This window comes from Mycetocola sp. BIGb0189, from assembly GCF_024810155.1.
Classification (GTDB): domain Bacteria; phylum Actinomycetota; class Actinomycetes; order Actinomycetales; family Microbacteriaceae; genus Mycetocola; species Mycetocola lacteus.
Genome location: NZ_JANUED010000003.1, coordinates 299,053 through 324,482 on the forward strand (window position 1 = coordinate 299,053; position 25,430 = coordinate 324,482).

23 protein-coding genes and 1 tRNA gene are annotated in these 25,430 nt (G+C 66.6%); 7 read left to right on the forward strand and 17 right to left on the reverse strand.

What is annotated here, in order from left to right; translation table 11 throughout:
* Positions 1-12: 12 nt before the first annotated feature.
* Entirely contained in the window at positions 13-492 is a 480-nt protein-coding gene (locus tag M2390_RS06215) for a DUF3145 domain-containing protein (RefSeq protein WP_259177645.1), read from the forward strand.
* Positions 493-603: 111 nt separating this feature from the next.
* On the opposite strand, the gene M2390_RS06220 is transcribed toward M2390_RS06215, so the two are convergent.
* The 5 genes from M2390_RS06220 to M2390_RS06240 all read right to left on the reverse strand — a co-directional run bounded on the left by M2390_RS06220 (position 604) and on the right by M2390_RS06240 (position 4,844).
* Positions 604-1,845: a beta-ketoacyl synthase gene (locus tag M2390_RS06220; RefSeq protein WP_259177646.1), complete on the reverse strand. Its 1,242-nt coding sequence runs from the start codon at positions 1,843-1,845 to the stop codon at positions 604-606.
* A gap of 88 nt (positions 1,846-1,933) precedes the next feature.
* On the reverse strand, positions 1,934-2,182 hold the full coding sequence (locus tag M2390_RS06225) for an acyl carrier protein (protein ID WP_030143644.1): 249 nt from the start codon (positions 2,180-2,182) through the stop codon (positions 1,934-1,936).
* Between the two features lie 81 nt (positions 2,183-2,263).
* The gene (locus M2390_RS06230; RefSeq protein WP_259177647.1) at positions 2,264-3,268 is read right to left on the reverse strand and encodes a beta-ketoacyl-ACP synthase III; all 1,005 of its coding nucleotides are present in this window, start codon (positions 3,266-3,268) and stop codon (positions 2,264-2,266) included.
* Positions 3,265-4,200, reverse strand: coding sequence for an ACP S-malonyltransferase (locus M2390_RS06235; RefSeq protein ID WP_259177648.1), 936 nt, complete (start codon positions 4,198-4,200; stop codon positions 3,265-3,267). Before M2390_RS06235 ends, M2390_RS06230 begins: the two co-directional genes overlap by 4 nt.
* Positions 4,201-4,277: 77 nt before the next feature.
* Positions 4,278-4,844, reverse strand: a complete 567-nt coding sequence (locus tag M2390_RS06240; protein WP_121688719.1) for a TetR/AcrR family transcriptional regulator — start codon at positions 4,842-4,844, stop codon at positions 4,278-4,280.
* A 134-nt stretch (positions 4,845-4,978) separates the two neighbouring features.
* Between M2390_RS06240 and M2390_RS06245 the strand changes: the two genes are divergently transcribed.
* Positions 4,979-6,220, forward strand: a complete 1,242-nt coding sequence (locus tag M2390_RS06245) for an MFS transporter (protein WP_259177649.1) — start codon at positions 4,979-4,981, stop codon at positions 6,218-6,220.
* 77 nt (positions 6,221-6,297) lie between these two features.
* On the opposite strand, the gene M2390_RS06250 is transcribed toward M2390_RS06245, so the two are convergent.
* The 3 genes from M2390_RS06250 to aceE form a co-directional block, all read right to left on the reverse strand.
* Entirely contained in the window at positions 6,298-7,305 is a 1,008-nt protein-coding gene (locus tag M2390_RS06250) for a patatin-like phospholipase family protein (RefSeq protein ID WP_259177650.1), read from the reverse strand.
* A gap of 227 nt (positions 7,306-7,532) precedes the next feature.
* Positions 7,533-8,732, reverse strand: a complete 1,200-nt coding sequence (locus M2390_RS06255) for a CdaR family transcriptional regulator (protein WP_030143638.1) — start codon at positions 8,730-8,732, stop codon at positions 7,533-7,535.
* A 15-nt stretch (positions 8,733-8,747) separates the two neighbouring features.
* Entirely contained in the window at positions 8,748-11,474 is a 2,727-nt protein-coding gene (gene aceE, locus M2390_RS06260) for a pyruvate dehydrogenase (acetyl-transferring), homodimeric type (RefSeq protein WP_259177651.1), read from the reverse strand.
* 196 nt (positions 11,475-11,670) lie between these two features.
* Here aceE and M2390_RS06265 point away from each other — a divergent pair, with 196 nt between their 5' ends.
* Entirely contained in the window at positions 11,671-12,129 is a 459-nt protein-coding gene (locus M2390_RS06265) for a peroxiredoxin (protein WP_259177652.1), read from the forward strand.
* Positions 12,130-12,279: 150 nt separating this feature from the next.
* A tRNA-Val gene (locus M2390_RS06270) sits at positions 12,280-12,352 on the forward strand.
* A gap of 227 nt (positions 12,353-12,579) precedes the next feature.
* Here M2390_RS06270 and M2390_RS06275 read toward each other — a convergent pair.
* The 4 genes from M2390_RS06275 to M2390_RS06290 are packed head-to-tail and all read right to left on the reverse strand — an operon-like array spanning position 12,580 to position 18,900.
* Positions 12,580-15,642, reverse strand: coding sequence for a glycoside hydrolase family 2 TIM barrel-domain containing protein (locus M2390_RS06275; protein ID WP_259177653.1), 3,063 nt, complete (start codon positions 15,640-15,642; stop codon positions 12,580-12,582).
* Positions 15,643-15,695: 53 nt separating this feature from the next.
* Entirely contained in the window at positions 15,696-16,619 is a 924-nt protein-coding gene (locus M2390_RS06280; protein WP_259177654.1) for a carbohydrate ABC transporter permease, read from the reverse strand.
* Positions 16,616-17,563 carry a carbohydrate ABC transporter permease gene (locus M2390_RS06285; RefSeq protein WP_259177655.1) on the reverse strand — a complete coding sequence of 316 codons (948 nt, stop codon included), beginning with the start codon at positions 17,561-17,563 and terminating at the stop codon, positions 16,616-16,618. The genes M2390_RS06280 and M2390_RS06285 overlap by 4 nt, the downstream gene beginning before the upstream one ends.
* Positions 17,563-18,900, reverse strand: a complete 1,338-nt coding sequence (locus tag M2390_RS06290; protein ID WP_259177656.1) for an extracellular solute-binding protein — start codon at positions 18,898-18,900, stop codon at positions 17,563-17,565. Before M2390_RS06290 ends, M2390_RS06285 begins: the two co-directional genes overlap by 1 nt.
* Positions 18,901-19,032: 132 nt before the next feature.
* Between M2390_RS06290 and M2390_RS06295 the strand changes: the two genes are divergently transcribed.
* Positions 19,033-19,650: a TetR/AcrR family transcriptional regulator gene (locus M2390_RS06295; RefSeq protein WP_259177657.1), complete on the forward strand. Its 618-nt coding sequence runs from the start codon at positions 19,033-19,035 to the stop codon at positions 19,648-19,650.
* A gap of 54 nt (positions 19,651-19,704) precedes the next feature.
* On the opposite strand, the gene M2390_RS06300 is transcribed toward M2390_RS06295, so the two are convergent.
* Positions 19,705-20,349: an NAD(P)-dependent oxidoreductase gene (locus M2390_RS06300; RefSeq protein ID WP_259177658.1), complete on the reverse strand. Its 645-nt coding sequence runs from the start codon at positions 20,347-20,349 to the stop codon at positions 19,705-19,707.
* Between the two features lie 125 nt (positions 20,350-20,474).
* Here M2390_RS06300 and M2390_RS06305 point away from each other — a divergent pair, with 125 nt between their 5' ends.
* Together M2390_RS06305 and M2390_RS06310 are read left to right on the forward strand one after the other, a co-directional pair.
* The gene (locus tag M2390_RS06305) at positions 20,475-20,852 is read left to right on the forward strand and encodes a helix-turn-helix domain-containing protein (protein WP_259177659.1); all 378 of its coding nucleotides are present in this window, start codon (positions 20,475-20,477) and stop codon (positions 20,850-20,852) included.
* Between the two features lie 191 nt (positions 20,853-21,043).
* Positions 21,044-21,640: a short chain dehydrogenase gene (locus M2390_RS06310; protein WP_259177660.1), complete on the forward strand. Its 597-nt coding sequence runs from the start codon at positions 21,044-21,046 to the stop codon at positions 21,638-21,640.
* 77 nt (positions 21,641-21,717) lie between these two features.
* On the opposite strand, the gene M2390_RS06315 is transcribed toward M2390_RS06310, so the two are convergent.
* From M2390_RS06315 to M2390_RS06330, 4 genes are read right to left on the reverse strand one after another with little or no spacing between them, the layout of a single operon-like run.
* Positions 21,718-22,602, reverse strand: coding sequence for a hypothetical protein (locus tag M2390_RS06315; protein WP_259177661.1), 885 nt, complete (start codon positions 22,600-22,602; stop codon positions 21,718-21,720).
* Positions 22,595-23,464, reverse strand: a complete 870-nt coding sequence (locus M2390_RS06320; RefSeq protein ID WP_259177662.1) for an NAD(P)-dependent oxidoreductase — start codon at positions 23,462-23,464, stop codon at positions 22,595-22,597. Before M2390_RS06320 ends, M2390_RS06315 begins: the two co-directional genes overlap by 8 nt.
* Before the next feature lie 8 nt (positions 23,465-23,472).
* On the reverse strand, positions 23,473-24,375 hold the full coding sequence (locus tag M2390_RS06325; RefSeq protein WP_220700578.1) for a carbohydrate ABC transporter permease: 903 nt from the start codon (positions 24,373-24,375) through the stop codon (positions 23,473-23,475).
* Positions 24,375-25,427, reverse strand: a complete 1,053-nt coding sequence (locus M2390_RS06330) for a carbohydrate ABC transporter permease (RefSeq protein ID WP_259177663.1) — start codon at positions 25,425-25,427, stop codon at positions 24,375-24,377. Before M2390_RS06330 ends, M2390_RS06325 begins: the two co-directional genes overlap by 1 nt.
* Positions 25,428-25,430 lie beyond the last annotated feature (3 nt).

Sequence of the window (25,430 nt, forward strand, 5' to 3'; positions counted from 1 at the left end):
CAGAGTCGAGGGATGGTGTTCATCCATTCGGCCCCACGCGCATTCCGCGCCCATATCGAATGGGCGGTCGGAGGCGTTATCGGTCATGCGCTGGGACTCGACTGGAGTGAGCAGCCCGTGCAGCGCGGCGCTCTTCGGGCCGAGTTTTCCTGGACCGCGCCGCCGGGCACCGGTGCCCGACTGGCGACGGCCCTGCACGCCTGGGATCAGATGCGCTTCGAGGTAACCGAGGACGCCTCGGCGGGTCTGGACGGTCACCGCTGGATGTACACACCCGACCAGGGCATGCACTCGGCGCAGACCGATACCGGGGGCAACGTGGTGGTGAGCGAGAATCGCGTGCGGCTTGCCCTGGCCGAGGCGATCGATCAGCCGCATCAACTTCATGAGCGGATGGAGCAGCTGCTCGGTACCAGCTGGGACCTTGAGCTCGACGTGTTTCGCGGTGCGAGCGAGGCCGGCCCGGTCACCTGGCTGCACCGCGTCGGCTAGTCGAGTCGCCGCGGGCACGGATCCTCGGCCCCGGAACTGAGTGGCGCGCATACAAAACAGCGGCCCGCCTCCCGAGGGAGCCGAGCCGCTGTGTGATTTCGGAGCCGAAGACTAGGCCACGTAGGTGCGCAGGGCCACCACGGCGTTGTGTCCACCGAAACCGAACGAGTTGGAGATCGCCAGCACGGGCTCATCGCCCAGCGGACGCGGCTCGGTGACGACATCCAGCTCGATGGCCGGATCCTGGTTGTCCAGGTTGATGGTCGGCGGGATGACCTTCTCGGCCAGCGCCTTCGCGGTGAATGCGGCCTCGATCGCACCGGCACCACCGAGCAGGTGCCCGGTCGATGCCTTGGTTGCGGTCACGGCAATCTCGCCGAGGCGGTCGCCGAAGACCGCGCGCAGGGCGTTGTACTCGGCGATGTCGCCCACCGGGGTCGAGGTGGCGTGGGCGTTAATGTGGCCCACCTCATCCAGCGAGTATCCGGCGTTCTCCACGGCCGCGCGCATCGCGCGGGCGGCGGCGGTACCCTCGGGGTCCGGGGCGGTGATGTGGTACGCATCGGAGGTGACGGCCCCACCCAGCAGTTCGGCGTAGATCTTGGCACCACGCGCCAGGGCGTGTTCCAGGGTCTCCACCACGAGAGCGGCGGCACCCTCACCAAGAACGAAGCCGTCGCGGTCCACGTCGTAGGGACGCGAGGCCACGGTCGGGTCATCGTTGCGCTTGGAGAGCGCCTGCATCGCGGCAAACGAGGCCAGGGGCAGCGGGTGGATGGCGGCTTCCGAGCCGCCGGCGATCACGACGTCGGCGAGGCCCTGCTGCAGGTGGTCATAGGCGTTGGCCAGGGACTCGGTGCTCGACGCACACGCCGACACCACGGTCCGCTCGCCGCCGCGAGCACCGAGGTCCATGCCGATTGCGGCGGCGGGGCCGTTGGGCATGAGCATCGGAACGGTCATCGGGAGCACGCGTCGCGGGCCCTTTTCACGCAGGGTGTCCCAGGCATCCAGCAGGGTCCACACGCCACCGATTCCGGTAGCCCAGTCGACCAGCAGGCGCTCGGGGTCAACCTCGGGGATGCCGGCGTCGGCCCAGGCCTCGCGGGCGGCGGTCAGGGCAAACTGGCTCGACGGGTCGAGGCGCTTGACTTCCTGGCGGGCCAGCACATCCACGGACTTGGTGGCTGCCTGGGCGGCAAAGGTGACCGGCAGACCCAGCTCTTCAACCCAGGGCTGCTCGAGCGGGGAGGCACCGGACTTGCCGGCAAGAAGGTTGGTCCAGGTTTCGTCGGTGGTACCGCCCAGGGGGCTGGTGATGCCGATACCGGTGACGACGATTCGCTTGGTCATTCGATGAACTCTTTCGTCAGAATAAAACGGAGGGGAGTGGGGCAGATCAGGCCCGACCAGTGGCCGGGCCTGAGCAATTCCCGAGGGACTACGCCTGAGCGGAAACGATGAAGCTGACGGCGTCGCCGACGGTCTTCAGGTTCTTGACCTCGTCGTCCGGAATCTTCACGTCGAACTTCTCCTCGGCGTTGACCACGATGGTCATCATCGAGATCGAGTCGATGTCGAGGTCGTCGGTGAACGACTTCTCCAGGGCCACCTGATCGGCGGCGATACCGGTCTCGTCGTTAACCAGTTCAGCCAGGCCGGCGAGTACTTCTTCGGTGGACAGTGCCATTATTTTTTCTCCTTGAATATCGAGTGACCGTCGTACAGTGTATGCGAATCACGGGTGTTTGCGGCAATAACGTGCCGAGATCTACGGAAGTACAACCACCTGCGCGCCAAAGGCGAGGCCGGCGCCGAAGCCGATCTGCAGGGCGTAACCGCCGGAAAGCTGCGGGTTTTCCTGCAGCAGACGGTGGGCTGCGAGCGGAATCGAGGCGGCCGAGGTGTTGCCGGTGGTCGCGATATCGCGGGCGATGATCACCGATTCCGGAAGCTTGAGCTGCTTGGCGAACTCATCCACGATGCGCATGTTCGCCTGGTGCGGGATAAAGGCGGCGAGGTCGTCGGCGGTGATGCCGGCTACCTCGAGTGCCTCGCGGGCAACCTTGGCCATCTCCCAGACGGCCCAGCGGAAGACCGAGGGGCCCTCCTGACGCAGGGTCGGCCAGGGTGCCTTACCGTCACGGTACTCAATCAGGGTGGCGTTCATGCCCACCTTGTCCGCGTTGGCACCGTCGGAGCCCCAGACGGTCGCGGCGATGCCGGGGTAGTCCGAGGGGCCAATCACGGCCGCGCCGGCACCGTCGCCCAGCAGGAACGAGATGCTGCGGTCGGTGGGGTCGATGATGTCGGAGAGCTTCTCGGCACCGACCACCACGGCGTAGTGGGCGGCACCCGCACGGATCAGGGCGTCGGCCTGGGCCACCGCGTAGGCATAGCCCGCGCAGGCGGCGTTGAAGTCATAGGCGGCCGCAGGGTTGGCACCGATGCGGTCGGCAACCACGGTGGCCATCGACGGGGTCTGCTGCACGTTGCTGATGGTGGCGATGATCACCAGGTCAACCTGGCCGGGCTCGATCCCGGCGTTGGCGACGGCCTCCATGGCGGCCTCGGTGGCGAGGTCAATCGCCAGGACATCGGCGGAGGCGCGGTGACGGGTGATCACGCCGGTGCGCTGCTGAATCCACTCATCCGAGGAGTTGATCGGCTCGATGATCTCCGAGTTGGGGACCACCAGGTCACCGCGGGCGGCACCCATACCCAGAATGCGGGTGAAGGGGACACCGGTGGACTGGCGAAGCTGGGGACGGGTCATGATGCGTTTCCTTCCGCGTGTGCGGTGAGCAGCTCGACTGCTGCGGCAATATCGCTCGGGGACTTGATGGCGACGGTGGGGACACCCTTGAGCCCGCGGCGGGCGAGGCCCACCAGCGCGCCGGCGGGTGCCAGTTCGATCAGGCCGGTGATTCCGGCGGCGGCGAAGGACTCCATGCAGAGATCCCAGCGCACCGGGGAGGCAACCTGGGTGACCAGCAGATCCAGGAACTCCTGGCCGGAGGTGACCTGGCGGCCGTCGTTGTTGGTCCACAGCGGCAGGGCCGGGTCGGCCGGGGTTACGTTTGCGGCGACGTCCTTGAGGGCCTCGCGGGCGGATTCCATGTAGCGGGTGTGGAAGGCTCCGGCCACCTGCAGCGGGATCACGCGGGCACCGGCGGGCGGGGTTGCGGCGAGGGCTTCGAGGCCATCAAACTCGCCGGCCACGACGATCTGTCCGCCACCGTTGTAGTTGGCGGGGGAGAGCCCCACGGCCGCGGCGGCGGCCTCAACCACCTCGTCGCCGCCACCCAGGACGGCGCTCATGCCGGTGGGCACTGCGGCCGCGGCGGTGGCCATCGCGCGGGCACGGGCGGCCACGAAGCTCAGGGCGTCGGTCTCGCTCAGTACGCCGGTTGCGGCGGCTGCGGCGATCTCGCCCACCGAGTGTCCGGCGACTCCGCCAATGACGGCGTCGGGGGCGGCCTCGCGCAGGGCATTCAGTGCCAGCAGGCTCGCGGCGACGATCAGCGGCTGGGCGATCGCGGTGTCGCGGATCGTGTCGGCATCGGACTCGGTGCCGTGGGCGATCAGGTCGACCCCGGCGGCCTCGGAGTAGGACGCGAGCAGCTCGCGTGCGCCGGGCAGTTCAAGCCAGGGGGTCAGGAAACCGGGGGTCTGGGATCCCTGTCCGGGACATACAAGTACAATCACCCCTCTATCTTGCCAAGGGTTCGGGCGCTTTCGGTGTTGACTCTCTTATAAAAAATGGAAATTTGTTTGGTGGGGTCCTACAGACGCGCCGGGGGTTCGTCCTCGCGGGTGAGGCGATCGACGATTTCGCGGACGGTTTCCCGCGTGATTTCGGGCTGGAACGAGCGGTGAATGGTCAGTCCCTCCACCGCGGCGTCCAGTGCATAGGTGGTCATCGGGTCAAAGTGGCGACCGATTGCGACGCGACTCTGCGACATCCAGTGCCGGATCACCTCGCGTACCCGCTCGTTTTTGATGCTGAACGCGTAGAGCTCATAACTCAGGGTCAGCGTGCGCGGGGTTTCCCAGATGTCGCCGGTGATGACTTCAACCACGGCCTCGCGAGCCTCCTCGCGGGTGGTGGCCGCATCCATGATCTCCATGTATCGGCGCGAAACGGTGGTGGCCATCAGCATGAACGCCTCGGTGAGGAGTTCCTCCATGCCGGAGAAGTAGTAGGTCATCGAGCCCAGGGGCACCTCTGCGGCCGCGGCGATGCGACGGTGGGTGGTGCCGGCGATGCCGTGCTCGGCAATTACGTCGAGGGTTGCCGCGATGATCTTCTCGCGACGCTGCGGATCTTTCGGGCGGTGGGTGGTGGCCATCCAGGGTCCTTTGATCGGGGTGTTCCTTTTCACTTTACCGCACGTGTCCCGGAGGTGTACGCTTGTACACTTACCGGTGTCCGGTGTGCCCCCGCCGCCGTCACCCCGCCATCTCGCCCCACAAGGATTCCCCGATGACCTCCGCCATGACCACCCTCGCGCCCATTTCGCGCGAGCTGGCCCGCCGCCGCCTCGCGCTGCTCTCCTTCTTCTTTATCCCCGGCATCTCGTTGGCCTCCTGGGTGACCCGGACGCCCGCCGTCCGCGACCAGCTCGAAGCCTCGACCGCGCAGATGGGACTCATCCTGTTTGGGCTGTCGATCGGATCGATGGCGGGAATCCTCGGTTCGGCGCCCCTGGTGCGCCGCCTGGGCACCAAGCCGGTGACCCTGCTGGGTCTGCTGTGCATCGTGGGTGGTGTCGCGCTGATCGGTGGTGGCGTGCTGCTGAGTAGCGGCATCGGTGCGTTTATCGGGCTGGCCGTGTTCGGTGCGGGCCAGGGGCTCGCCGAGATCGCGATGAACGTCGAGGGGGCCGAGATCGAACGCCTCTCCGGACGATCCTTCCTGCCCTACCTGCACGGCGCGTTCTCGCTGGGGACCGTGGTGGGGGCGAGCCTGGGCATCCTGTTCACGGCGATGGATTTCCCGGTGGCACTGCACCTGGTGGTCATCGCGGCGGTCTGCCTGCTCCCCATCATCTGGGGCATTCGCTACGTGCCCAGCGGGTTTGGGCGTCAGCGTGACACGACCGACACCGGCAGCATTGCGACGATCTATCCGGTGCGTCGCCCGCTGTGGAAGGACCACCGTCTGCTGCTGATCGGCGCAATCGTGCTGGCGATGGCCCTGGCCGAGGGTGCCGCCAACGACTGGCTGCCGCTGCTCATGGTTGACGGCCACGGCTACGACCCCGCCTGGGGCTCGCTGGTGTTCACCGGTTTCGCCCTGGCGATGACCATCGGGCGCTTCACCGGTGGCGCGGTCATCAACCGCTTCGGCCGGGTCACCGTGGTGCGTGGGAGCGCCCTGGCCGGCGCGATCGGAATCGCCCTGGTGGTCTTCGTGGACAACCCGGTGCTCGCCGGAATCGCCGTGTTCTTCTGGGGTCTGGGCGCCTCGCTCGGGTTCCCGCTGACCATCTCCGCCGCCGGCGACACCGGCGAGCCGGGGGAGGACCCGGCCCGTCGCGTGAGCGCGGTCGCGACCACCGGATACATCGCCTTCCTGGTGGGACCGCCGCTGCTCGGCTTCCTCGGTGAGCACTTTGGCCTGCGCTCGGCGATGATCGTGGTGCTCGCGATGGTGGCCGTGGCAATCTTCCTGGCCCCGGCGGTGCGTCCGCGGGCCGATGCCGAGCCGGTATCCACGCACTAGCGTTTGAAGACGGGAGGTCCCGGATCCGGTTTCGGATCCGGGACCTCCCGCGTTTCACCCGCCGACCGGAGAAGGAACTACTCGCTCCACAGCGCCCGAACCCGTGGGGCCTGCGCGAGGCCGGTCGCGAAGCCCGCCCGGGCGGCGTCCGGACGGAGACTCGGGTTCATGGCGTGGGGGCCAAACAGGTGTTCGGTCTCGGCATCTGGGACGATCACCTCAACCCGGCTGCCGCCCGCACGGAGGGCGTGGACCTGCGCGGCGAGGTGGGTGCCCCATCCCTCGGGGTGCAGCGAGCGGCCGCCGAAGGGCGAGAGCACCAGCACCCGCTCGGCCCCGGCGGCGAGGTCGGCGTTCTCGGCGTTGGCTCGGAAGCCGCCGTCGAGATACGCGTGATCGCCGATCCGATAGGGCAGACCGCTCGCACAGCTCGCCGCGACCGCATCGATCAGGTCCACGCGATCGCCCCGGGAGAACTCTCGGGGGACGCCGGTGTGGGCGTCGAGGGCGGTGAGCAGGATCTCGCGGTCCCGGGGCCAGTGCGCCCGGGGGAGCCGGGCAGTCACGGTGTCGCGCCAGCCGCTCGACCAGCTGCCGTCTGAACCCGCCTCGCGTTCCAGGGCTTTGGCAGCGATGCGACGACGGAAGTCCGCCAGGTCGGCTGAGGCGGCAATGGTGCGGGTGAGTGCCTCCAGATGCGAGGTGACCGGACGTGAGCCGTGGGATTGTGAGGCGACCGGGCGCGAGGCGTCCGGTTGTGAGGTGACCGGATGTGAGTCGTGGGATTGTGAGTTGGCCGTCCGCGAAGCGTCCGATTGTGAGGTGCCCGAGCCCGGGCTCGGGCGCATTGGGGGAGCAGCGAGCGCCGCCTCGAAGAGGGCCGCGGGGGAGTCGCCGGTCAACTGGGCGGCGGCCGTGGCACCGGCCGAGGTCCCGATCGTGAGGTTGGCCGAGGCGACGTCCAGACCGGTGGACGCAAGCCCGGCGATGACGCCGATCAGCCAGGCATTACCGGTGGAACCGCCCCCGCCGAGGACGAGCGCGCGATCGATCCGGCGCGGTGAAGATAAGTGTGAGGTGTGCATGGTGAGCCTTTCCCGAAGGATTGCGGGTGCTCTCCCGGGCGACCTCAGTCGCCTAGAACCTCGCGCGTGACGGGCGGGAGGCACCCGGTGTGGATACTGCGGACACGGGTATCACCTCCTAGTCAATCGTCGCGATCTCAGAAAAATAACATGAAGACTTCTCGACGCGCCATCACGGCCGGAACTCTGATCGAGCGCCGCGCCGGTGGGTTGTCTCGCACCGCCGGTTAGCGCTTGCGCCGCTGCTCGGGCTCGCCGATCGAGCCGAGGATCAGTGCCGACTGGAGAATCAGCGCTTCGCGGGCGCCGGTGGCATCCCAGCCGATGACCTCGGAGACGCGCTTCAGGCGGTAGCGCACGGTGTTGGGGTGCACAAAGAGTTCGCGGGCGGTGGCCTCAAGCGAGCGTCCGTTATCCAGGTAGCACCAGAGGGTCAGGACCAGCTCGTTGGAGTGGGCCTGGAGCGGACGGTAGACCTTTTCGATCAGGGTCTGCCGGGCGATCGGATCGCCGGCTAGCGCGCGCTCGGGCAGCAGGTCATCGGCGGCCACGGGTCGCGGGGCGTTGCGCCACGAGCGGGCCACGGCGAAGCCGGCGAGGGCCGCGCGGGCGCTGCGGGACGCCTCCACCAGCGTGCCCACCTCGGGGCCGAGTACCAGGTGTCCGGCACCAAACATGGGGGCCAGCTGGCTGGCGATTTCAAAGAAGGTTTTGGCCGGAGAGGTGCCGATGGTTTCCTCTTCGGGAATCTGATCGCGCGGCGTGGATCGGCCGATCACCAGGACCAGGCGCCCGCCCTGCACACCGATCAGCACGTCGGCGGCCATGTGGCGGGCCGCGCGTCTCAGCTGGTCAACATCCAGCTGGGAGGGGGTGGTGCCCACGAGGACCGCAACCTCGCCGTGACCGTGCCAGCCGAGGGCTGCAATGCGGCTGGGGAGTTCATCGTCGGCCTCGCCCGCGAGGATCGAATCCACCACGAGCGCCTCCAGCCGGGCATCCCAGAGACCGCGGGCCTCGGCGGCGCGGGCGTACACATCGGCCGCGGCGAACGCGATTTCCCGCGAGTACAGCAGGATCGCCTCACGCAGACCCTGTCCACCACTCTTCACCCGATCCTCAACCACCTCGACGGTGATGCGGATCAGCTGAAGGGTTTGTTGCAGGCTGACCGATCGCAGCAGCTCACGCGGAGCCGCCCCGAACACGTCGGCCGCGATCCACGGAGTGGAGCGTGGATCGTCGTACCAGGAGATGAAGGAGGTGATGCCCGCCTGGGCGACGAGGCCAACGGCCGATCGTCGCCCAGGCGGCATCTCCGCATACCAGGGCAGGTCCTCTTCAAGCTTGCCCAGGGTGACCGTGGCCAGCTCGCCGGAAATCCGGCGCAGCCAGGCCAGGGTTTCTGCCTTGGTACGCTCCTTCATCTGTGTCCGAACCGCCTAGGCGTCGCCGCCGGCGTTACCGGTGGTACCGGCGTTGACATCCAGCAGACGGTAGCGCTCGATCGCCTGGCCGACAACGGCCCGGTCGATCTTGCCCTGCTTCGCCAGCTGCTCCAGGGTGCGCACAACCAGCGAGTGGCTGTCGATCTTGAAGTAGCGACGGGCAGCCGCACGGGTGTCCGAGAAGCCGAAGTCGTCGGCGCCCAGGGTGGCGTAGTCACCCGGGACAAACTGACGGATCTGGTCGGCGACGGCGTGCATGTAGTCGCTGGTGGCCACGAACGGACCCTCGGCTCCGGAGAGCTTGGTGGTCAGGTAGGGAACCTGAGGCTCCTCGTTCGGGTAGAGGAAGTTGTGCTCCTCGACCGCGAGACCCTCGCGACGCAGCTCCGACCACGAGGTGACCGACCAGACATCGGCGGACACACCCCAGTCGGTGGCGAGCAGTTCCTGAGCCTCGAGAGCCCAGGGGACCGCCACGCCGGAGGCGAGCAGCTGAGCCTTGACTCCGCCTTCGCCGCCATCGCGCAGCTTGTAGATACCCTTCAGCAGGCCATCCACGTCCAGGTTCTCCGGCTCGGCCGGCTGCACATAGGGCTCGTTGTACACGGTGACGTAGTACATGACGTTGGGGTCTTCGTGGTTTCCGCCGTACATACGGTCCAGGCCATCGCGAACGATGTGGCCGATCTCGTATCCGTAGGCGGGGTCGTAGGACACCACGGCCGGGTTGGTCGACGCGAGCAGCGGCGAGTGACCATCGGCGTGCTGCAGGCCCTCACCGGTCAGGGTGGTACGACCGGCGGTGGCACCCACGATGAATCCGCGAGCCATCGAGTCGCCGGCGGCCCAGATGGCGTCGGCGGTGCGCTGGAATCCGAACATCGAGTAGAACACGTAGAACGGGATCAGTGCCTCACCCTGAACCGAGTAGGTGGTACCCAGTCCGGTGAAGGCGGCCAGTGCTCCGGCCTCGTTGATACCCACGTGCACGATCTGACCCTGCGGGGACTCCTTGTAGGCGAGCAGCAGCTCGCGGTCCACGGAGGTGTAGTGCTGGCCGTTGGGGTTGTAGATCTTTGCCGACGGGAAGAAGGCATCCATACCGAAGGTACGGGCCTCGTCCGGGATGATCGGGACGATGCGGTTGCCGAAGTCCTTGGAGCGCAGCAGGTCCTTGAGCAGTCGAACAAATGCCATGGTGGTGGCGATCTCCTGCTTGCCCGAACCCTTCTTGGCAATGCGGTAGGCATCGTCCTGGGGCAGGTTCAGCTGGGTGTACTTGCTGCGACGCTCGGGCAGGTATCCGCCCAGCGCGCGACGACGCTCGTGCAGGTACTCGATCGCCTCGTTGTCGTTACCGGGGTGGTAGTACGGCGGCTGGTAGGGGTTTTCCTCGAGCACCGCGTCGGTGATCGGGATCTGCATGGCGTCACGGAAGAGCTTGAGGTCTTCCAGCGTCAGCTTCTTCATCTGGTGGGTCGCGTTGCGGCCCTCGAAGGTCGGGCCGAGGCCGTAACCCTTGACGGTCTTGGTGAGGATCACGGTGGGCTGGCCCTTGTGCTCGCTCGCCGCCTTGAATGCCGCGTAGACCTTGCGGTAGTCGTGGCCACCGCGCTTGAGGCCCCAGATCTGGTCGTCGGAGTAGTTCTCCACCAGTGCCGCGGTCCGCGGGTCGCGGCCGAAGAAGTGCTCACGCACAAACGCACCGGACTCGGCCTTATAGGTCTGGTAGTCACCGTCGGGAGTCTCGTTCATGAGGTTGACGAGTGCGCCCTCGGTGTCCCGGGCCAGCAGGTCATCCCACTCGCGTCCCCAGACCACCTTGATCACATTCCAGCCGGCGCCACGGAAGTAGCTCTCCAGCTCCTGCATGATCTTGCCGTTACCGCGTACCGGGCCATCCAGGCGCTGCAGGTTGCAGTTGATCACGAAGTTGAGGTTGTCGAGGCCCTCGTTTGCCGCAACCTGCAGCTGACCGCGGCTCTCGACCTCATCCATCTCACCGTCGCCGAGGAAGGCCCAGACCTGCTGGTCGGAGGCGTCCTTGATACCGCGGTTGGTCAGGTACTTGTTGGCCTGTGCCTGGTAGATCGCGTTGATCGGTCCCAGACCCATCGACACGGTCGGGAACTGCCAGAAGTCCGGCATCAGACGCGGGTGCGGGTAGGAGCTCAGGCCCCCACCGGCGTGCGACTTTTCCTGACGGAAGCCATCCAGCTGATCGGTGGTCAGGCGACCCTCGAGGAACGCACGTGCGTACGCGCCGGGGGAGGCGTGGCCCTGGTAGAAGATCTGGTCTCCGCCGCCGGCGTGGTCCTGGCCGCGGAAGAAGTGGTTGAAGCCCACCTCGTACAGGGTTGCGGCACCCGCGTAGGTGGAGATGTGTCCGCCGACACCGATGCCGGGGCGCTGGGCCCGGTGCACGGTCATCGCGGCGTTCCAGCGGTTCCACGCTCGGTAGCGGCGCTCGATGGCCTCATCACCCGGGTATTCGGGTTCGTTGGCCGGAGCAATCGTGTTGATGTAGTCCGTGGTCGGAACCATCGGGACACCCAGCTGGAGGTCGCGGGAGCGCTTCAACAAGCTCATCATCATGTCACGTCCGCGGGCGGGGCCCTGGGTGTGAACGAGCTGGTCGAGGGACTCCTGCCACTCGGCGGTTTCTTCCGGATCGACGTCAAAGTTGTTGACGGAGTACGGGTCCTGGTCGTTTACAGTCACCGTCGACCTTTCTTTTCATGGCAGATCGTGCCGAACATTTGGTGGGTTTTAGCGCGCGCAGCATTTGGGATACAAAGGTTGTGCACGTTTCCTCCAAGCCTACCGACCCGGAGGGCATTAACGTGATTCGCCCGGCAGGTTTTTTCTGCTCCGGTAGTGTGAACGTAGAGTTTCCGCGGCGAACAGAGGGAAAAAGATGCGCAAAATTGGGTCTCCGGCACCGGACTTTGATCTGCGGAACCAGTTTGGCGAAGAGATCAGATTGAGTGCATTCCGCGACACCCGTCCCGTGGTGCTGGTTTTTGTCCCGCTGGCCTTCTCCGGTGTGTGCACCGGGGAGCTGGATGCGCTGCGCGATAACGTCGCCGATTTTGCCGCCGTGAACGCCGAACTCCTGGTGATCACCGTGGATTCCAAGTGGGCGCTGCGCACCTGGGCAGACGGTGCCGGCTACACCTTCTCCCTGCTCTCGGATTTCTGGCCCCACGGCGAAATCGCCTCGGCCTACGGGGTGTTTGACCAGTCCCGCGGTGTGGCCGAACGCGCGACCTTTGTGATCGGCACGGACGGTGTTATCCGCGACGCGTTCATCACCGGACCGGGGGAGCCGCGGGCGATCGAGCGCTATCGCGAGGCGTTGGCCCAGCTGGGATAGGTTGTGGTGTGTATCCGCGGTCGCCTTGCGCCTTGGGTTCCGCTTGGAGTTTGCCCGGGGGATGCTCGGACGGCGCGCCCGGGGTGGGGGACGAATTGCCACCGGGCTCGGAGATCCTGCTATTGTAAATCTTGTTGCTACGGCAACGGAGGGCCTTTAGCTCAGCTGGTAGAGCGCCACGTTTACACCGTGGATGTCATCGGTTCGATCCCGGTAGGGCCCACAAACAAGACCGCCACCCAAGAATTTGGGTGGCGGTCTTTTTGTTGGAGTTGGGCAATCGTTTGGGTCGCCCCTCGTCACCTCGCGAGCCATTGCAGGGTCTCGGCGACGGTCAGGGATGAAGAGATGACGGCCGCCGCCGGGCCGAATTGGCGGCGGCCGTCTGTTCCCTCCCCAGGGGCCGCACGCGCCCGGGCCAATGATGGGGGACCCGGACGCGTGCGGGGTCTAGTGCGCCGGCCGGATGATCAGTCGGATGGTGCGGGCCTCGGCTCGGAGGGCGAACTCGGGCCAGATGTCCGGGCCGCAGATGCGCGAGCCGATGCCGGTGTGGGCGGCGTCGAGCGTGAGGAAGACCCGCTCGGACGGGGGCAGCTGGTGCCAGTGCGCCACCTGAGCCAGCTCCTCGGCACGCCAGCGCGAGAGCCCGAAGCCGGGGAGTCGCCCCGCAGCGTCCGGGAGGGCCGTCAGCGTGATCCACGGGGATCCGCCGCGGGAGAGGGTGAGTGTGCGCAGATCCGATCGGTGGCCACTCTCCTGGGGGCGGGCGTAGCGCACGATCATGTCATCCAGCGGGGCATCGAATCGGCCCACCCGAGCGGCCGTGCGGGTGTCCGGGTAGGACTCGCGGGGACCGGTTCCGAACCAGTGGGCGTGGTCCACGTCCCCCGGAAGGTCAAAGCGCACGCCGATGCGCGGCAGGGTCAGATCCCAGGTTGAGTCCGGGGTGATGTCCACCGTCAGGAGCACCGCATCGGGCTCGCCGGGGACGCCGGGGACGCTTTCCCAGCGGGTGTCCATGCGCATCGACTCGGGGGAGGCCGGTGCCGCATAACGCTCACTCAGGTGCGCGGCCCCCGGCGCGCTGGCTGAGGACAGGTGCCGGGCCCGCAGCAGGTACAGTCGGTGCGCAAACCAGGTGTTTGCATGTGGCGGCGCCTCCGTCCCCAGGCCGCGGTTGAGGGTGGGGTCCGCGATATCGAGGCTGCCCTGCGCTTCACCGCGGTCGTTATCCGTGGGGGCGCGGAAGATCGAGAGGCCCGGACCGTTCACCGGCGCTCCGGCGAGCGCGCTCAGGCGTCCCTCGGTCAGGCTCACCGGTCCCAACTCAACCGACGGGGCGCTTCCCTCCTGCCAGTTCGGGATGCGTGCGCTCGGGATCACGGCTGGCCGCGCGCTCACCCGCCGCTGGGTGTGCGAGATGATGTGGCCCGCATCGGCCCACGCGGTATCCGCGCTCAGCTCCGCGTACACGCTCAGCCAGTGCTCGGTATCGGGTTCGCCTGTGCTGAGCGCCGTGAGTGCGGTGAGCAGCTCGGACGGCGCGGTGGCCGACGCGGTCTCACCGGCGCGGACCGCGGAGATCGGCCAGGTGCCGCCGGCGTACTCGGTGCCATCCGAGCTGAGTTCCCAGCGCAGTCGGATATCCGCGGTGTCCAGGGTGTGGCGGAGATTGGTGAGGGTGAGCGTGGTGCCCTCCGGGGCGATGCTCACGCGCACCGGGGCAACCACCGCCGCGTACTCGTACAGTCCCGGGGAGGGGACGTCATCGGATGAGACCATCCCATCCATGACGAAGTTGCCGTCGTGGACCTCCTCGCCGAAGTCGCCGCCGTAGCCGAAGTACTCGGTTCCGTCGGGGGTGTGGGTGCGCAGGCCGTGATCCCGCCACTCCCAGACGAACCCACCGTGCAGGCGTGGGAACTCCCGAACCAGGTCCTCGTACTGATCAATCGCGCCGGGGCCATTGCCCATCGCGTGCACGTACTCACAGTGTAGGAACGGCTTGGCGCGCTGCCGCGCCGCCTCGATCGGGGTGCAGCTCAGAAGGGCACTCGTGCTGCCGTCACCGATCGATCGGGTCTCCGGGACCGATGCGTACATCCGGGAGTACACGTCGGTGTAGCGGCCGGTGTAGTCGCCCTCGTAGTGCACCGGACGAGAGGGGTCGCGATGGTGCAGCCAGGTGGACATTTCGGCCAGGTTGATGCCGGTACCCGACTCATTCCCCAGGGACCACATGATGATGCTGGCATGATTCTTGTCGCGTTCGAACATTCGTTCGATACGGTCGAGGTAGGCGTCGCGCCAGGTGGGATCATCGCTCGGGTTGCCGCGCCAATCGGAGACCTGGAACCCGTGGGTTTCCAAATCGTTTTCCAGCATCACCCAGAGGCCCAGCTCATCGGCGAGGTCCAATAGGCGCGGATGCGGGGGATAGTGGCTGGTGCGGATCGCGTTCACGTTGAACCGCTTCATTCGAATCAGGTCCTCCCGGGCGTGCGCCTCATCGAATACCCGTCCGCGGTCGGGGTGCGCCTCGTGTCGATTCATCCCGTGGAACACCAGGCGCGTTCCGTTTGCCAGTAGCTGATCGCCGTGGATTTCCACCGTGCGGAATCCGATGCGCTGGGTGATGGTCTCCCCGCGGGCCGACAGGATCGCCGTATACAGGGTCGGAGACTCGGCCGACCAGGCCTCCGCGGTCACCGTGAGCGGCGCGATCTCCGACGCCGAATTCCAGGTGAGCGCGATATCCAGCTCGGGAATGCTCAGGTTGATGGGGAACGCCGCCTCGGATGCCACCAGCTCGGGGTCGAGCATCCCGGTGCCTTGCACCCAGGAGGTACGCAGCCACAGGTCCTCGATCCCGCCGACGGGGCGGGCGATCAGGGTTACGTCCCGGAAGATTCCCGGGAGCCACCATTGGTCCTGGTCCTCGAGGTAGGTTGCGGCCGACCACTGGTGCACCCGCACGGCCAGGATGTTCTCGCCCGCGGTGATCAGTTCGGTCACATCGAGCTCATGGGCGAGCCGCGATCCCGAGAAGTGTCCCACCTCCACACCGTTCCACCACACCCGGGCCAGGGACTCCACCCCGTCAAAGCGCAGGACAACGGCCTCGGTTTCGGTTCGGTCCAGGAAGGACTCCGGCACGTCGATGCTCAACCGGTAGTCGCCGGTGGGGTTGTGGTCCGGGACAAACGGAGCATCCAGTGGGAACGGGTACTGCGCGTTTGTGTAGATCGGTGCCCCGTGCGGGCGCTCGCCGAGGACCCAGTGCGAGGGGACGGCGATGCTGTCCCAGGCGGAGACATCGGTTGAGCGCTGGGCAAAGGCGTCCACCGCCTCGCCGCGCGGATCCGCCTCGCTCAGCAGCCGGAAGGACCACAGCCCGTTGAGGTTGATATGTGGCGCGTCACCGTGCAGCCAGGCGCGGGCCGGGCGTACGCGGCCGCCGAAGGGTGAGGTATCGGACACGAGGGTGCGTCCCGAGATTGTGGGTGTCATGGGTGCTCCTTTATTGGGGGGCGGATGGAGGTGTGTGGGGCCGGGCGCGGCGGCTACTTGATGGAGCCTTCGGTCAGGCCCCCGCGCCAGAATCGCTGCAGCACGATCATGGCGATAGCCAGCGGAATGATCGAGAGCAAAACCCCGGCGGTTGTCAGTTCATAGAATTCGGGCAGTCGGGTGATCTGGGTGTTCCAGTTCTGCAGCCCCAGCGTGACCGGGTAGAGCTTCTCGTCGGAGAGCATCACGAGCGGAAGAAAGTAGTTGTTCCAGATGCCCACCAGCTGAAACAGGAACACAGTGACCAGGGCCGGGGTGAGGATGCGCAGGCCCACCGTGTGGAAGATTCGCAGCTCGCCGGCACCGTCAAGACGTGCGGCTTCGATCAGGCCATCGTCAATCGTGGTGCGTGCATACACCTGGCAGAGGAAGAGCCCAAAGGGTGACACCAGTGAGGGCAGGAGAACCGCCCAGTAGGTGTTGGCGAGCCCGATCGAGCTGAACAGCAAAAACAGCGGCAGCGCGGTCGCCGTGCCCGGAACCAGGACGCCGCCGAGGATCGACGCGTAGATGGTGTCCCGACCTCGGAAGGAGTACTTGGCCAGCGCGTATCCACCGGCCGCGGCAAAGTAGGTCGCGAGAATCGCGCCGACCCCGGCGTACAGGACCGAGTTCAGAAGCCACCGCCCGAAGATGCCCTCACCGTAGGCAAAGACCTGGGTGATGTTCTCCCAGAGAACCACGTGTCCCGAAAACAGCAGTCCCGGGGTCGCAAACAGGTCGCTACTGGTTTTGCTTGCGGCCACGATCACCCAGTACACCGGCACCAGGAAGTAGAGCGCGACCACCACCAGGAATCCGGTGACCAGGATCGTGCGGCCCGGATGCGTGCCGGGGGTGCGGGGACGGGTGCGTCGAGGCGTTGCGCTGCGTGCGCTGCGCGCGGCGGCACGGCGGGTGAGCGGCGTTGCGGTCATTTGGAACCCCGATTCGAGAGGCGCAGGAACGTGAAGGACAACCCAAATGCGATCAGCGCGATGAGCACCGCCTGGGCCGCGGCGACGTTGTAGTTGTTATAGGCGAACGCGTTTGTGTAGGCGGCCAGGTTGGGGGTGTAGCCGCTGTCGATGGCGGTGGATGAGGCGGCGAGAACCTGGGGCTCGGCAAAGAGCTGGAGTGTCCCGATGATCGAAAACACCGTGGTGAGCATGAGGGCCGGACGAATCAGCGGAATCTGGATGCTTCGGGCGATGCGCACGGGTCCGGCGCCATCGAGGCGGGCAGCCTCGTAGATGTCGCCGGGAATCGACTTCAGCTGGGCGATGACAATCAGCATGTTGTAGCCGGTGTAGGTCCAGGTGACGATGTTTGCGATCGACCACAGGACCATGCCCGATCCCAGCGGATCCACGTCGAGACCCACGATCTTCGCGGCGTCAATCAGCGGGCTGAGTCCCGGGGTATAGAGGAAGGACCAGAGGATCGTGGCGATCACGCCGGGAATTCCGTAGGGCAGGAAAAAGGCCGCCCGGAAAAACCCGGGCCAGCGTGCCGAGGCGGACTCCAGCAGCAGGGCGAGCAGGGTACACAGGGCGATCATCACCGGAACCTGCACCACACCAAAAAGCAGCATTCGCCCGATCGAGGTGATGAAGTTTGAATCGCCGAGGGCCTGGGCGTAGTTACTGAATCCGGCAAACACGTTGCTCACGCCCTCCTCACCGAAGAGCCCGCGGCGCTCCACCTGCTGGAAGCTGGAGACCACGGCCATCAGGATCGGCAGGGCAAAGGTCAGGATGAACAGGGCCAGGAATGGGGCGATCAGGAGCCAGGGTGCCCGCTGCGCTCGCCGCCTTGCGGTCCCGGACGTGGCGGTCTTTTCGGCGTGGGTCGCGAGCGATCCGGTGCTGCCCCCGGGCATCAGCGGGCCGCCTGTCGGATGGTCAGGCCCTTGTTTTTCATGGCCGTGATGATCTGATTTTCGGCGTTGCGCAGGCCATCAACCAGGCTCTGCCCGCCGGCCTTCTTCCGGAACTCATCGGCCAGGATGTTGTACGACTGGAAGGTGAGGGGCCACCAGGCCCAGTCGGGATTCTGGTCGGCGGCGGCCGGGCGCATGATCTCCTCGTTGTAGTTCTGTCCACCAAAAAATGCCGAGGGCTTGGTGCGCGCAGCACCGATGTAGTCGGGGGTGGGGGACCAGCCGATGCCCGAGGCGATTTCGCCGTCGATGCCCTCGGCCGTGGAGGTGAGCCAGGCGGCAAACTTCAGGGCCTCATGCGGGTGCTTCGAGTGGGCAAGGATCGCAACCGTGGAGCCGCCGAGGGCGCTGGATCCAAACCCGCGCGATCCCCAGCGCTGCATCGGTGCCACCCGCCACTTGCCCGAGCCTCCGTTGACGTCGGCGAGGATCGAATCGGCCCAGCTGGCGCTGGTGAGACTGGCGATCTGATCCTTTGCCGCCGCCGCCGACCAGGGCGGGGAAAAGGACCCGTAGCCGGTGATCAGCAGGTCTCGGTCGAGGGCGGAGTCAAAGAATCTTGCGACCTCCAGCGTGGCCTCATCCAGCAGATTGATCTCCCAGCCGCCCTCGCCCTGGGTGAACCAGCGGGCGCCGGCCTGGGTGGCGAACGCGGCAAAGGGTCCGGCGTCGGAAAGGGAGAAGCAGTCGATCCAGGTCTTGTTTTTCCGCAGCTCGACCGCAATGTCCGCCCACTGGTCCCAGGTCGTGGGTGCGCTGGCGCCCACGCTGTCAAAGAGTGGCTGGTGATAGTAGAGGGCCATCGGACCCGAGTCCTGGGGGAGGCCGTAGACACCATCGAGATAGCTGACCTGCCCCCAGAGGGTGGGGTCATAGCGCTCCCGATACGTGTGGGCACCGTAGTCGGCGAGGTTTGTCAGGCCGCCCGCAAGGAGAAACTCGGGAATGGCGCGGAGTTCTACGTGGGCGAGATCCGGGCCGCCACCGGCCGCCAGGGCCGCATACATCTTCTGATATCCGCCACCGTTGCCCTGGGGAACCGGGACAACGTTGACGTGGATGTCCGGGTTTTGATCGTTCCAGATGTTCGCGACCCGCTGCATGTCCTTGAGCCAGGTCCAGTAGGTCAGGGTGACTCGCTCGCCGGCGCGGGCCGCGGGTCTCAGGCCGGCGGTGCCGGGCTGCGTGAGTGCCGGGGATGCACATCCCGCCAGCAGCGCGGCGCTCAGTCCGGCCACGCCGTAGCCGAGAAGCTGCCTCCGGGTAAGTCCTTCCATGGTGCCTCCACATCGTCGTGGGTGGGGATCGAATGGGGAATCGATCCGTGGTGTGCTGCGAGACTAACACTAAAAATCGAGTGTGCAAACGGTTTTGGCGGAAAAGTTTTTTGTGGCTGTACCATGGGGGTCATGACTGTCCCGAAGAAGCGTGGTCCGCGCGGCCCGTACGCCAAGAGTGCCGAGCGAAGAAATCAGATTTTGGCGGCGGCGACCTGGGTGTTTACGGCACGGGGCTACCGTTCGGGGAGCCTGCAGGAAATTGCCGACCGCGCGGAAATGGGGCAGTCGAGCCTGCTGCATCACTTTCCCACCAAGGAGGCGCTGTTGCGCGCGGTGTTGCAGGAGCGCGATGATCGCGGCGACGAGCTGGTGGGTGCCACCGACATCGTGGACATGGTGGTGAATCTCGCGATTGCCAATGAGAGCAATCCGGAACCCGTCGCGCTCTACGCGGTGCTATTGGGGGAGGCAACCACGCGCGATCATCCCGCCCGTGAGTACTTCCGTGATCGTTTTGTGCGCGTGCGTGACCTCTACACGCTGGCGCTTCGCTGCCACGCGGCCGCCGGCGAGCTGCGCCCCGGTGTGGATCCCGAGCTTGCCGCGACCGCCCTGGTGGCGCTTTGGGACGGTATTCAGCAGGAGTGGTTGATCGAGGTGCCCGGAGCGAGTGTGCCCGAAACACTGCGCGCGTACCTGGCGCTGCTCTTCACTGACGAGGCGCTGCCCGAGTCGCTGCGCCGCTAGCGCTTAATGCACAAACGCACCCCGGAAAACCGGGGTGCGTTTGTGTATGTGTGCCTAGTAGGCGACGGTGAAGCGGGTGCGGGAGTGCGCGGGGGTGACAATCTCGTCCACGATCGCCTGAGCGAAGTCGGCACCGGAGATCTCCGACTTGCCCTCGGCGTCGGCCAGCAGGATGTCCCCGCCGACGCGGAACGTGCCGGTCTTCTCACCCTCGGCCCAGGCGCCGAAGCCTCCGGCGGGGCTGACATAGAACCAGTCCAGGCTCTCGGGGGTCGTGCGCAGCTGCTCGAGCGCCTCACCCATTTCGAACGCCTCGGGCTTGACGGCTTCGGGGAAATCGGGGGTGTCCACTACCCGGGGCCCGCCGGGGGTAACCAGGAGCGAGCCGGCACCACCCACGACACCCACGCGGACGCTTGCGGCCTCGGCCTCGGCGGCCAGGCGCGCGATCAGCGGCGCAACCTTGCCCTCCTGGCCACCACGCGGGGAGAGGGCAACCACAACCACATCGGTGCCGGTGACCGCGGCGGTCAGGGTGTCGGCATCCTGAACATCGCCGGTGACGTAGTCCACGCCCTCGATGGGGGCCTCGGGCACGCTGCGGGAGAAGGCGCGCACGCTCAGGCCGCGAGAGACGGCCTCGCGAGCAATGTGGGATCCGGCGTATCCGGTACCGCCGAGGATGGTGATCTGAGTCATTGGGTGTCCTTTCGCTGTGCACGCCTTGTCTTCGGCGTCGCATTAGTTACGATAAGAGAGTAAAGCGCGCTTGTGAAGTAGGCACTTTGCGGTAACCATGCATTTTGGGCGAAATGAGAAGAAAAATGACGCAGTTTGCGCTGGACCCCTACAACCGAAACTGCCCCACCCGGCGTCTGCTGGATCGCATCGGCGACCGCTGGACGGTACTCATCGTGGGTGCGCTGGGCGATGGACCGCGCCGCTTTGGGGAGATCTCCCGCCGCGTGGACGGCGTCTCGCAAAAAATGCTGACCCAGACCCTGCGCGGTCTGGAACGCGACGGCCTGGTCCAGCGCACCGTGTATGCCGAGATGCCCCCGCGGGTCGAGTACGCGCTGACCCCGGTGGGCGAGACCCTGCAGGAGCCGCTGCGCGCGCTCGAAGACTGGGCTCGCGAGCACATGGGCGGCGTGCAGGATGCGCGGGAGGCCTACGATGAGCTGGCGGGCAGCGCGGCCTGAGCCTTCGCGTCGCGGCGTCGCGGTTTGCGTCACGTTGAAGCCTCGCCGCTCGGCCTGCGCTGCCTCGAGTCCGAGTTTCCCGGTACCCCCGCTCTCGGCATCCCGTGCCGCACCGGTGGAATACCCCGGCGCGAATGTGGTTGTATTCACGCGTGCACACCTTTGTGCATCCTGAATGTGAGGGGAATCTGATGACCGTCCTGGTAATTGGCGCCACCGGCGAGATTGGGCGCGCGGCCGTGGCCGCCCTGAGTGAGCACTACGACGTCCTGGGAGTGGGACGTTCGACAACCCCCGCGGTGGATTTCACCCGCCCCGAGACCCTCGACGCACTGTTCGCCGATCACGCGCCGTTTGAGGCCGTGGTTGTGCTTGGCGGCGAAATCCCCTTCGCCCCGCTGAGTGAGCTCACCCGGGAGAACTTCGAATCGGGACTGGCGAGCAAGTTCCTCGGCCAGGTGGAAACCGTGCAGCGCGGAACCGCCCACGTCGCCGACGGTGGCTCGTTCACCCTGGTGAGCGGCATCCTGACCGACCACCCGGTGGCCGGTTCGGCGGCCGCATCGGCGATCAACTCTGCCGTGAACGGGTTTGTGGTGGGGGCCGCGCCCGAGCTGCCGCGTGGGATTCGCATCAACGCGGTGAGCCCCACCGTGGTCACCGAATCCGTGCAGTATCACGGCGCATTCCGTGGCTTCGCTCAGGTGCCCGCCGCCGAGGTGGCCCAGTGGGTCCTGCGCTCGGTCGCCGGAGAGCAGACCGGACAGGTCTTCCGCGCCGGCTGGTAAACCCGCGCACACACTAACGGACGGCAACCCGAGTGGGGTGCCGTCCGTTTTGTGTTGTCCTGCGTCTTGTTCGTGCTCTAGGACAGGGTCAGCGTGAATGCGGTTTCGATGGTGTCACCCGGTTCGATGACCAGCGGGCCCAGACGCTCATCCTCGGGATCGTAGGGACGCACCGAGGGCTCGACCGCTAGAACGTCGGCGATCCCATGCCAGGGGGAGCCCTGCGATGCCCGGTGCTCCTGCCAGATGAACGCATAGGGGAACAGTTCGGCATCCCACTCCAGCGTGGCACACAGACCGGATGCCGGATTATCCAGGACCGCACGCCCGATGGAGCCGCACGGATACGCGGCATACGCCCCGTGGGTCTCCGGCGGCGCGGGGATGTGCAGCGGCAGCACGCTCTCGCCGAGCGTGATGCCGAGCCCCGGTCCCACCAGTGGTGGGGCAAACGCCGGGTGTTCGGCCCAGCTGATCGGTTGCGGGCGCTCGCCGAGGTTGGTTGCCCGCTGGGTGATGCGCAGCGTGGTTTCGAACAGTTCGAACACACGTTCGAGTCGAATCGGGACGGTGTCCAGCGTGACACTCGCGTGCACCCGCGCTGCCACGCCCGGGGCCGTGGATGCCGCGGAAACCCGCCAGGTTTTCCAGGCTGCCTCCCCGTGGAAGGGCTGGGCGACCCCGTCCACCCTGCGCTCATCTCCGGAGTGCGGGACCAGGGTGTGCCAGCCGCCGGCATAGCGTCGGTGCCACTGCCCGTTGGACCCCGGTGCATCCGTGGGTAGGTCCGGCTCGGGCTCGCGTCGGTAGAGCAGCTCGACCGGATCGCCGCCGTCACGGGAATAGATCAGCGAGTCCAGGCGCGCCCCGATCGGATCGATTCGTGCGCCGAGCGAGTCCCGGGCGAGGGAAACCGCGGTGTTCGATACCCCTGTGGAGTCGAGGGCCGGCGCGCTAGGCACCGGCACGCCAGCCGTGATACTCGGTGAGGCCCAGCAGATCGGCGGCGCGGGTGGTGTCGTAGAGTCCGCCGTATTCGCCGACCCGGTCGGGGACCGGGAGGCCCGGGAAGGCCGCCGCGACGATCTCCCGCGTGGGCCAGGGCGACATGGTGTCCGGGGCGCTGATGTTCAGTACCTCGGACCCCTCGAAGGGAACCTCCGCCGAACGCAGAATCGCCGTCACCGCATCCCGGGTGTCCAGCCACGCCCAGAGGTCGCGACTGCCCGTTGCCGGGGACTGTGCCATCTCGTCCAGGCGGTACCGCAGGCGCTCGCCGGTGCCCACAAACGGGAAGCGCAGCGTGATGGTCGGCACATGCCAGCGGCGGTGGGTAAACGCGGCAATCTGCTCCATGAACACCTTGGAGAGGCCGTAGGTATCCACGGCAACGATCGGATGTTCCTCATCCACCGGCAGGTAGTCCGGGGTTAGATCACGGTCGGCCCAGGCGAAGCCCACGGCCGAGGCGCTGGAGACCGCGACGATCCGGCGGACGCCGCGCTCGCCGGCTTTGCCGATCACCCGGTAGGCCGAGGACACGTTGCGCACCAGGGTGTCATGGTCATCAAACTGACCGGGTGAGGGGATCGCGGCCAGGTGCAGCACCGCATAGACATCGGGCCCGGCGGCGTCAAACACCGCATCCACGACCGCCTGGTCGCGCAGGTCGCCCACCAGGGTGGCGGCCGCGCCGGGTAGTTCGAAGGGGGCCTGATCGGCGGCGATCACCCGGTAGCCGGCGTCGAGGGCGGCCCGGGCGACCGGACCGCCGATCCCGCCGGCCGCACCGGTGATCACGAGGGTGGGGGAGATGGTATTCACGAAGGTTCCTAACCTTTCACGGCCCCAACGAGGCCGTTCACGAAGTAGCGCTGCAGACTGAAGAACAGGATGATGATCGGAATCACCACGATCAGGGCCGCGGCCATGAGCGTGTTGTACTGAACCGTGTCGCCCTGTTGCAGGCTTTGTAGGGCAATGGGCAGGGTGTAGCGGGTGGGATCGTTCAGCGAGACGCGGGTCAGCTGATACTCATTCCAGGTGGGGATCGCGGTGAGCAGCGCGATGGTGATCAGCGCGGGCCGCGCCAGCGGCAGGTAGATCCGCGAGAAGATGCGCAGCTCCCCGGCGCCGTCCACGCGGGCAGCTTCGCGTAGGTCTCCGGGGACCGCATTGAACGCGTTTGTCAGCAGCAGGATCGCCAGCGGGGCCGATCCGTTGATGAAGGGCAGGATCAGGCCCAGGTGGGTACCCAGGATGCCCATCTCGTTTTCCAGCATCACCACCGGCAGCAGGGTGACCACGCCCGGCACAAACAGCAGCACCAGGAACAGTCGGAACAGCAGTGTCTTGCCGCGGAAGCGCAGCACCGAGAATGCGTAGGCGGCGCAGGAGTAGATGACGATCACGCCGAGGGTCGTGGCGCCGGTGACCCAGAGGCTGTTCAGGAAGTAGTCGAAGAAGTGCAGCCGATTCCAGGTGTCGATCAGGGTGTCGAGGGTGGGATTGGCCGGGATCAGGTTGTTGCCCGCGTTGACCTCCTCGGTGGTCTTGAAGGCCGCCGAGACCATATAGGCAAACGGATACAGGCTGACCACGGCGTAGAGTCCAAGCACCAGACCCACCACGGTTTTCCCGCTGAGGTTGAACAGCCGGGTATACCAGGGCTTGGGAGCGTAGGGCGTGGATGCGGGGGCTTTTCGCGCGCTGGGCGCGGGGGCGAGGTCTACCACTACTGGGCCCTCTTCTCGAGTCGTTGGTTGATCAGGGCGATCGCGAGCGCGGCGAGGAACAGCATCCAGCCGAGGGCGCTCGCCAGGCCCAGGGTGGGGGAGAGTTCGGACAGGAACGCCAGGCGGTAGGTTTCCAGGCCCAGCACGTTGGTGTGGTTGCCCGGTCCGCCGTTGGTCATGATCAGGAAGATTTGGAAGCCCTGCAGTGCATCGCGCAGGTTCAGCAGGAACACGATGCCGGTGGTGGCACGTAGCAGCGGCCAGACGATCGACGTATTGGTGCGCCACCATCCCGCGCCATCGAGTGTGGCGGCCTCAAACACCGAGGTGTCCAGGGACTGCAGGCCGGTGAGATAGAGCAGCATGGCCACCGGGACCGCCGACCAGACCAGCACGATGATCAGCGTGGGCAGGGCGGTGTCGGGGTTACCGAGGAAGCCCTGCGGCTGGGTGAGGGATCCCAGCCCCAGCACCCGGAGCAGACCGTTGATCGCCCCGTTGGGCTCCAGGATGTACTGCCACGCCAGGTATACGGCGATGCCGGTGGTGACGTAGGGCACAAAGTAGACCGAGCGCAGGATGCCCTGGAATCGCTTGGCCGAGTTCAGGATGATGGCCAGCGGGAAGCTCACCGCGATGGTCAGCACCGGCACCGCGATACACACCCACAGGGTGTTCAGGGCAGCCGCCTGTACGCGGGGTGCATACGTCTTGCTGCCGAAGAGCAGGTCGGTGAAGTTCTGGAAGCCGACCCATTCCCAGTTGGGACTAAAGCCGTTCCAGCGGGCGAAGCTCAGCGCCAGGCCGTATCCGATCGTATAGACACCCATGATCGCAAACAGGATCAGGGCGGGGGCCACAAAGGCGTAGCCCCAGCGGGATTCGGTGCGGTTGTAGCGGATGCGCCGCTTCTTCGGGGACGCCGGCGAGCTCGGCGCGGCGGCGGGAGGCGTGGGGGCCGCCGCGGTGTGGGGGGAGTGGCGGGGACCGTCCTGGTCCCCGTCACCCCCGACCCCGCGCAGGGCGGAGTCGGGAGTAACGTGGCTGGTCATTGC

Excerpts from the sequence above, each read along its gene's own strand:
- M2390_RS06215 (WP_259177645.1), top strand. The coding sequence starts at position 13 with ATGGTGTTCATCCATTCGGCCCCACGCGCATTCCGCGCCCATATCGAA.
- M2390_RS06220 (WP_259177646.1), bottom strand. The coding sequence starts at position 1,845 with ATGACCAAGCGAATCGTCGTCACCGGTATCGGCATCACCAGCCCCCTG.
- M2390_RS06225 (WP_030143644.1), bottom strand. The coding sequence starts at position 2,182 with ATGGCACTGTCCACCGAAGAAGTACTCGCCGGCCTGGCTGAACTGGTT.
- M2390_RS06230 (WP_259177647.1), bottom strand. The coding sequence starts at position 3,268 with ATGACCCGTCCCCAGCTTCGCCAGTCCACCGGTGTCCCCTTCACCCGC.
- M2390_RS06240 (WP_121688719.1), bottom strand. The coding sequence starts at position 4,844 with ATGGCCACCACCCACCGCCCGAAAGATCCGCAGCGTCGCGAGAAGATC.
- M2390_RS06245 (WP_259177649.1), top strand. The coding sequence starts at position 4,979 with ATGACCTCCGCCATGACCACCCTCGCGCCCATTTCGCGCGAGCTGGCC.
- M2390_RS06250 (WP_259177650.1), bottom strand. The coding sequence starts at position 7,305 with ATGCACACCTCACACTTATCTTCACCGCGCCGGATCGATCGCGCGCTC.
- M2390_RS06255 (WP_030143638.1), bottom strand. The coding sequence starts at position 8,732 with ATGAAGGAGCGTACCAAGGCAGAAACCCTGGCCTGGCTGCGCCGGATT.
- M2390_RS06265 (WP_259177652.1), top strand. The coding sequence starts at position 11,671 with ATGCGCAAAATTGGGTCTCCGGCACCGGACTTTGATCTGCGGAACCAG.
- M2390_RS06275 (WP_259177653.1), bottom strand. The coding sequence starts at position 15,642 with ATGACACCCACAATCTCGGGACGCACCCTCGTGTCCGATACCTCACCC.
- M2390_RS06280 (WP_259177654.1), bottom strand. The coding sequence starts at position 16,619 with ATGACCGCAACGCCGCTCACCCGCCGTGCCGCCGCGCGCAGCGCACGC.
- M2390_RS06285 (WP_259177655.1), bottom strand. The coding sequence starts at position 17,563 with ATGCCCGGGGGCAGCACCGGATCGCTCGCGACCCACGCCGAAAAGACC.
- M2390_RS06290 (WP_259177656.1), bottom strand. The coding sequence starts at position 18,900 with ATGGAAGGACTTACCCGGAGGCAGCTTCTCGGCTACGGCGTGGCCGGA.
- M2390_RS06295 (WP_259177657.1), top strand. The coding sequence starts at position 19,033 with ATGACTGTCCCGAAGAAGCGTGGTCCGCGCGGCCCGTACGCCAAGAGT.
- M2390_RS06300 (WP_259177658.1), bottom strand. The coding sequence starts at position 20,349 with ATGACTCAGATCACCATCCTCGGCGGTACCGGATACGCCGGATCCCAC.
- M2390_RS06305 (WP_259177659.1), top strand. The coding sequence starts at position 20,475 with ATGACGCAGTTTGCGCTGGACCCCTACAACCGAAACTGCCCCACCCGG.
- M2390_RS06310 (WP_259177660.1), top strand. The coding sequence starts at position 21,044 with ATGACCGTCCTGGTAATTGGCGCCACCGGCGAGATTGGGCGCGCGGCC.
- M2390_RS06330 (WP_259177663.1), bottom strand. The coding sequence starts at position 25,427 with ATGACCAGCCACGTTACTCCCGACTCCGCCCTGCGCGGGGTCGGGGGT.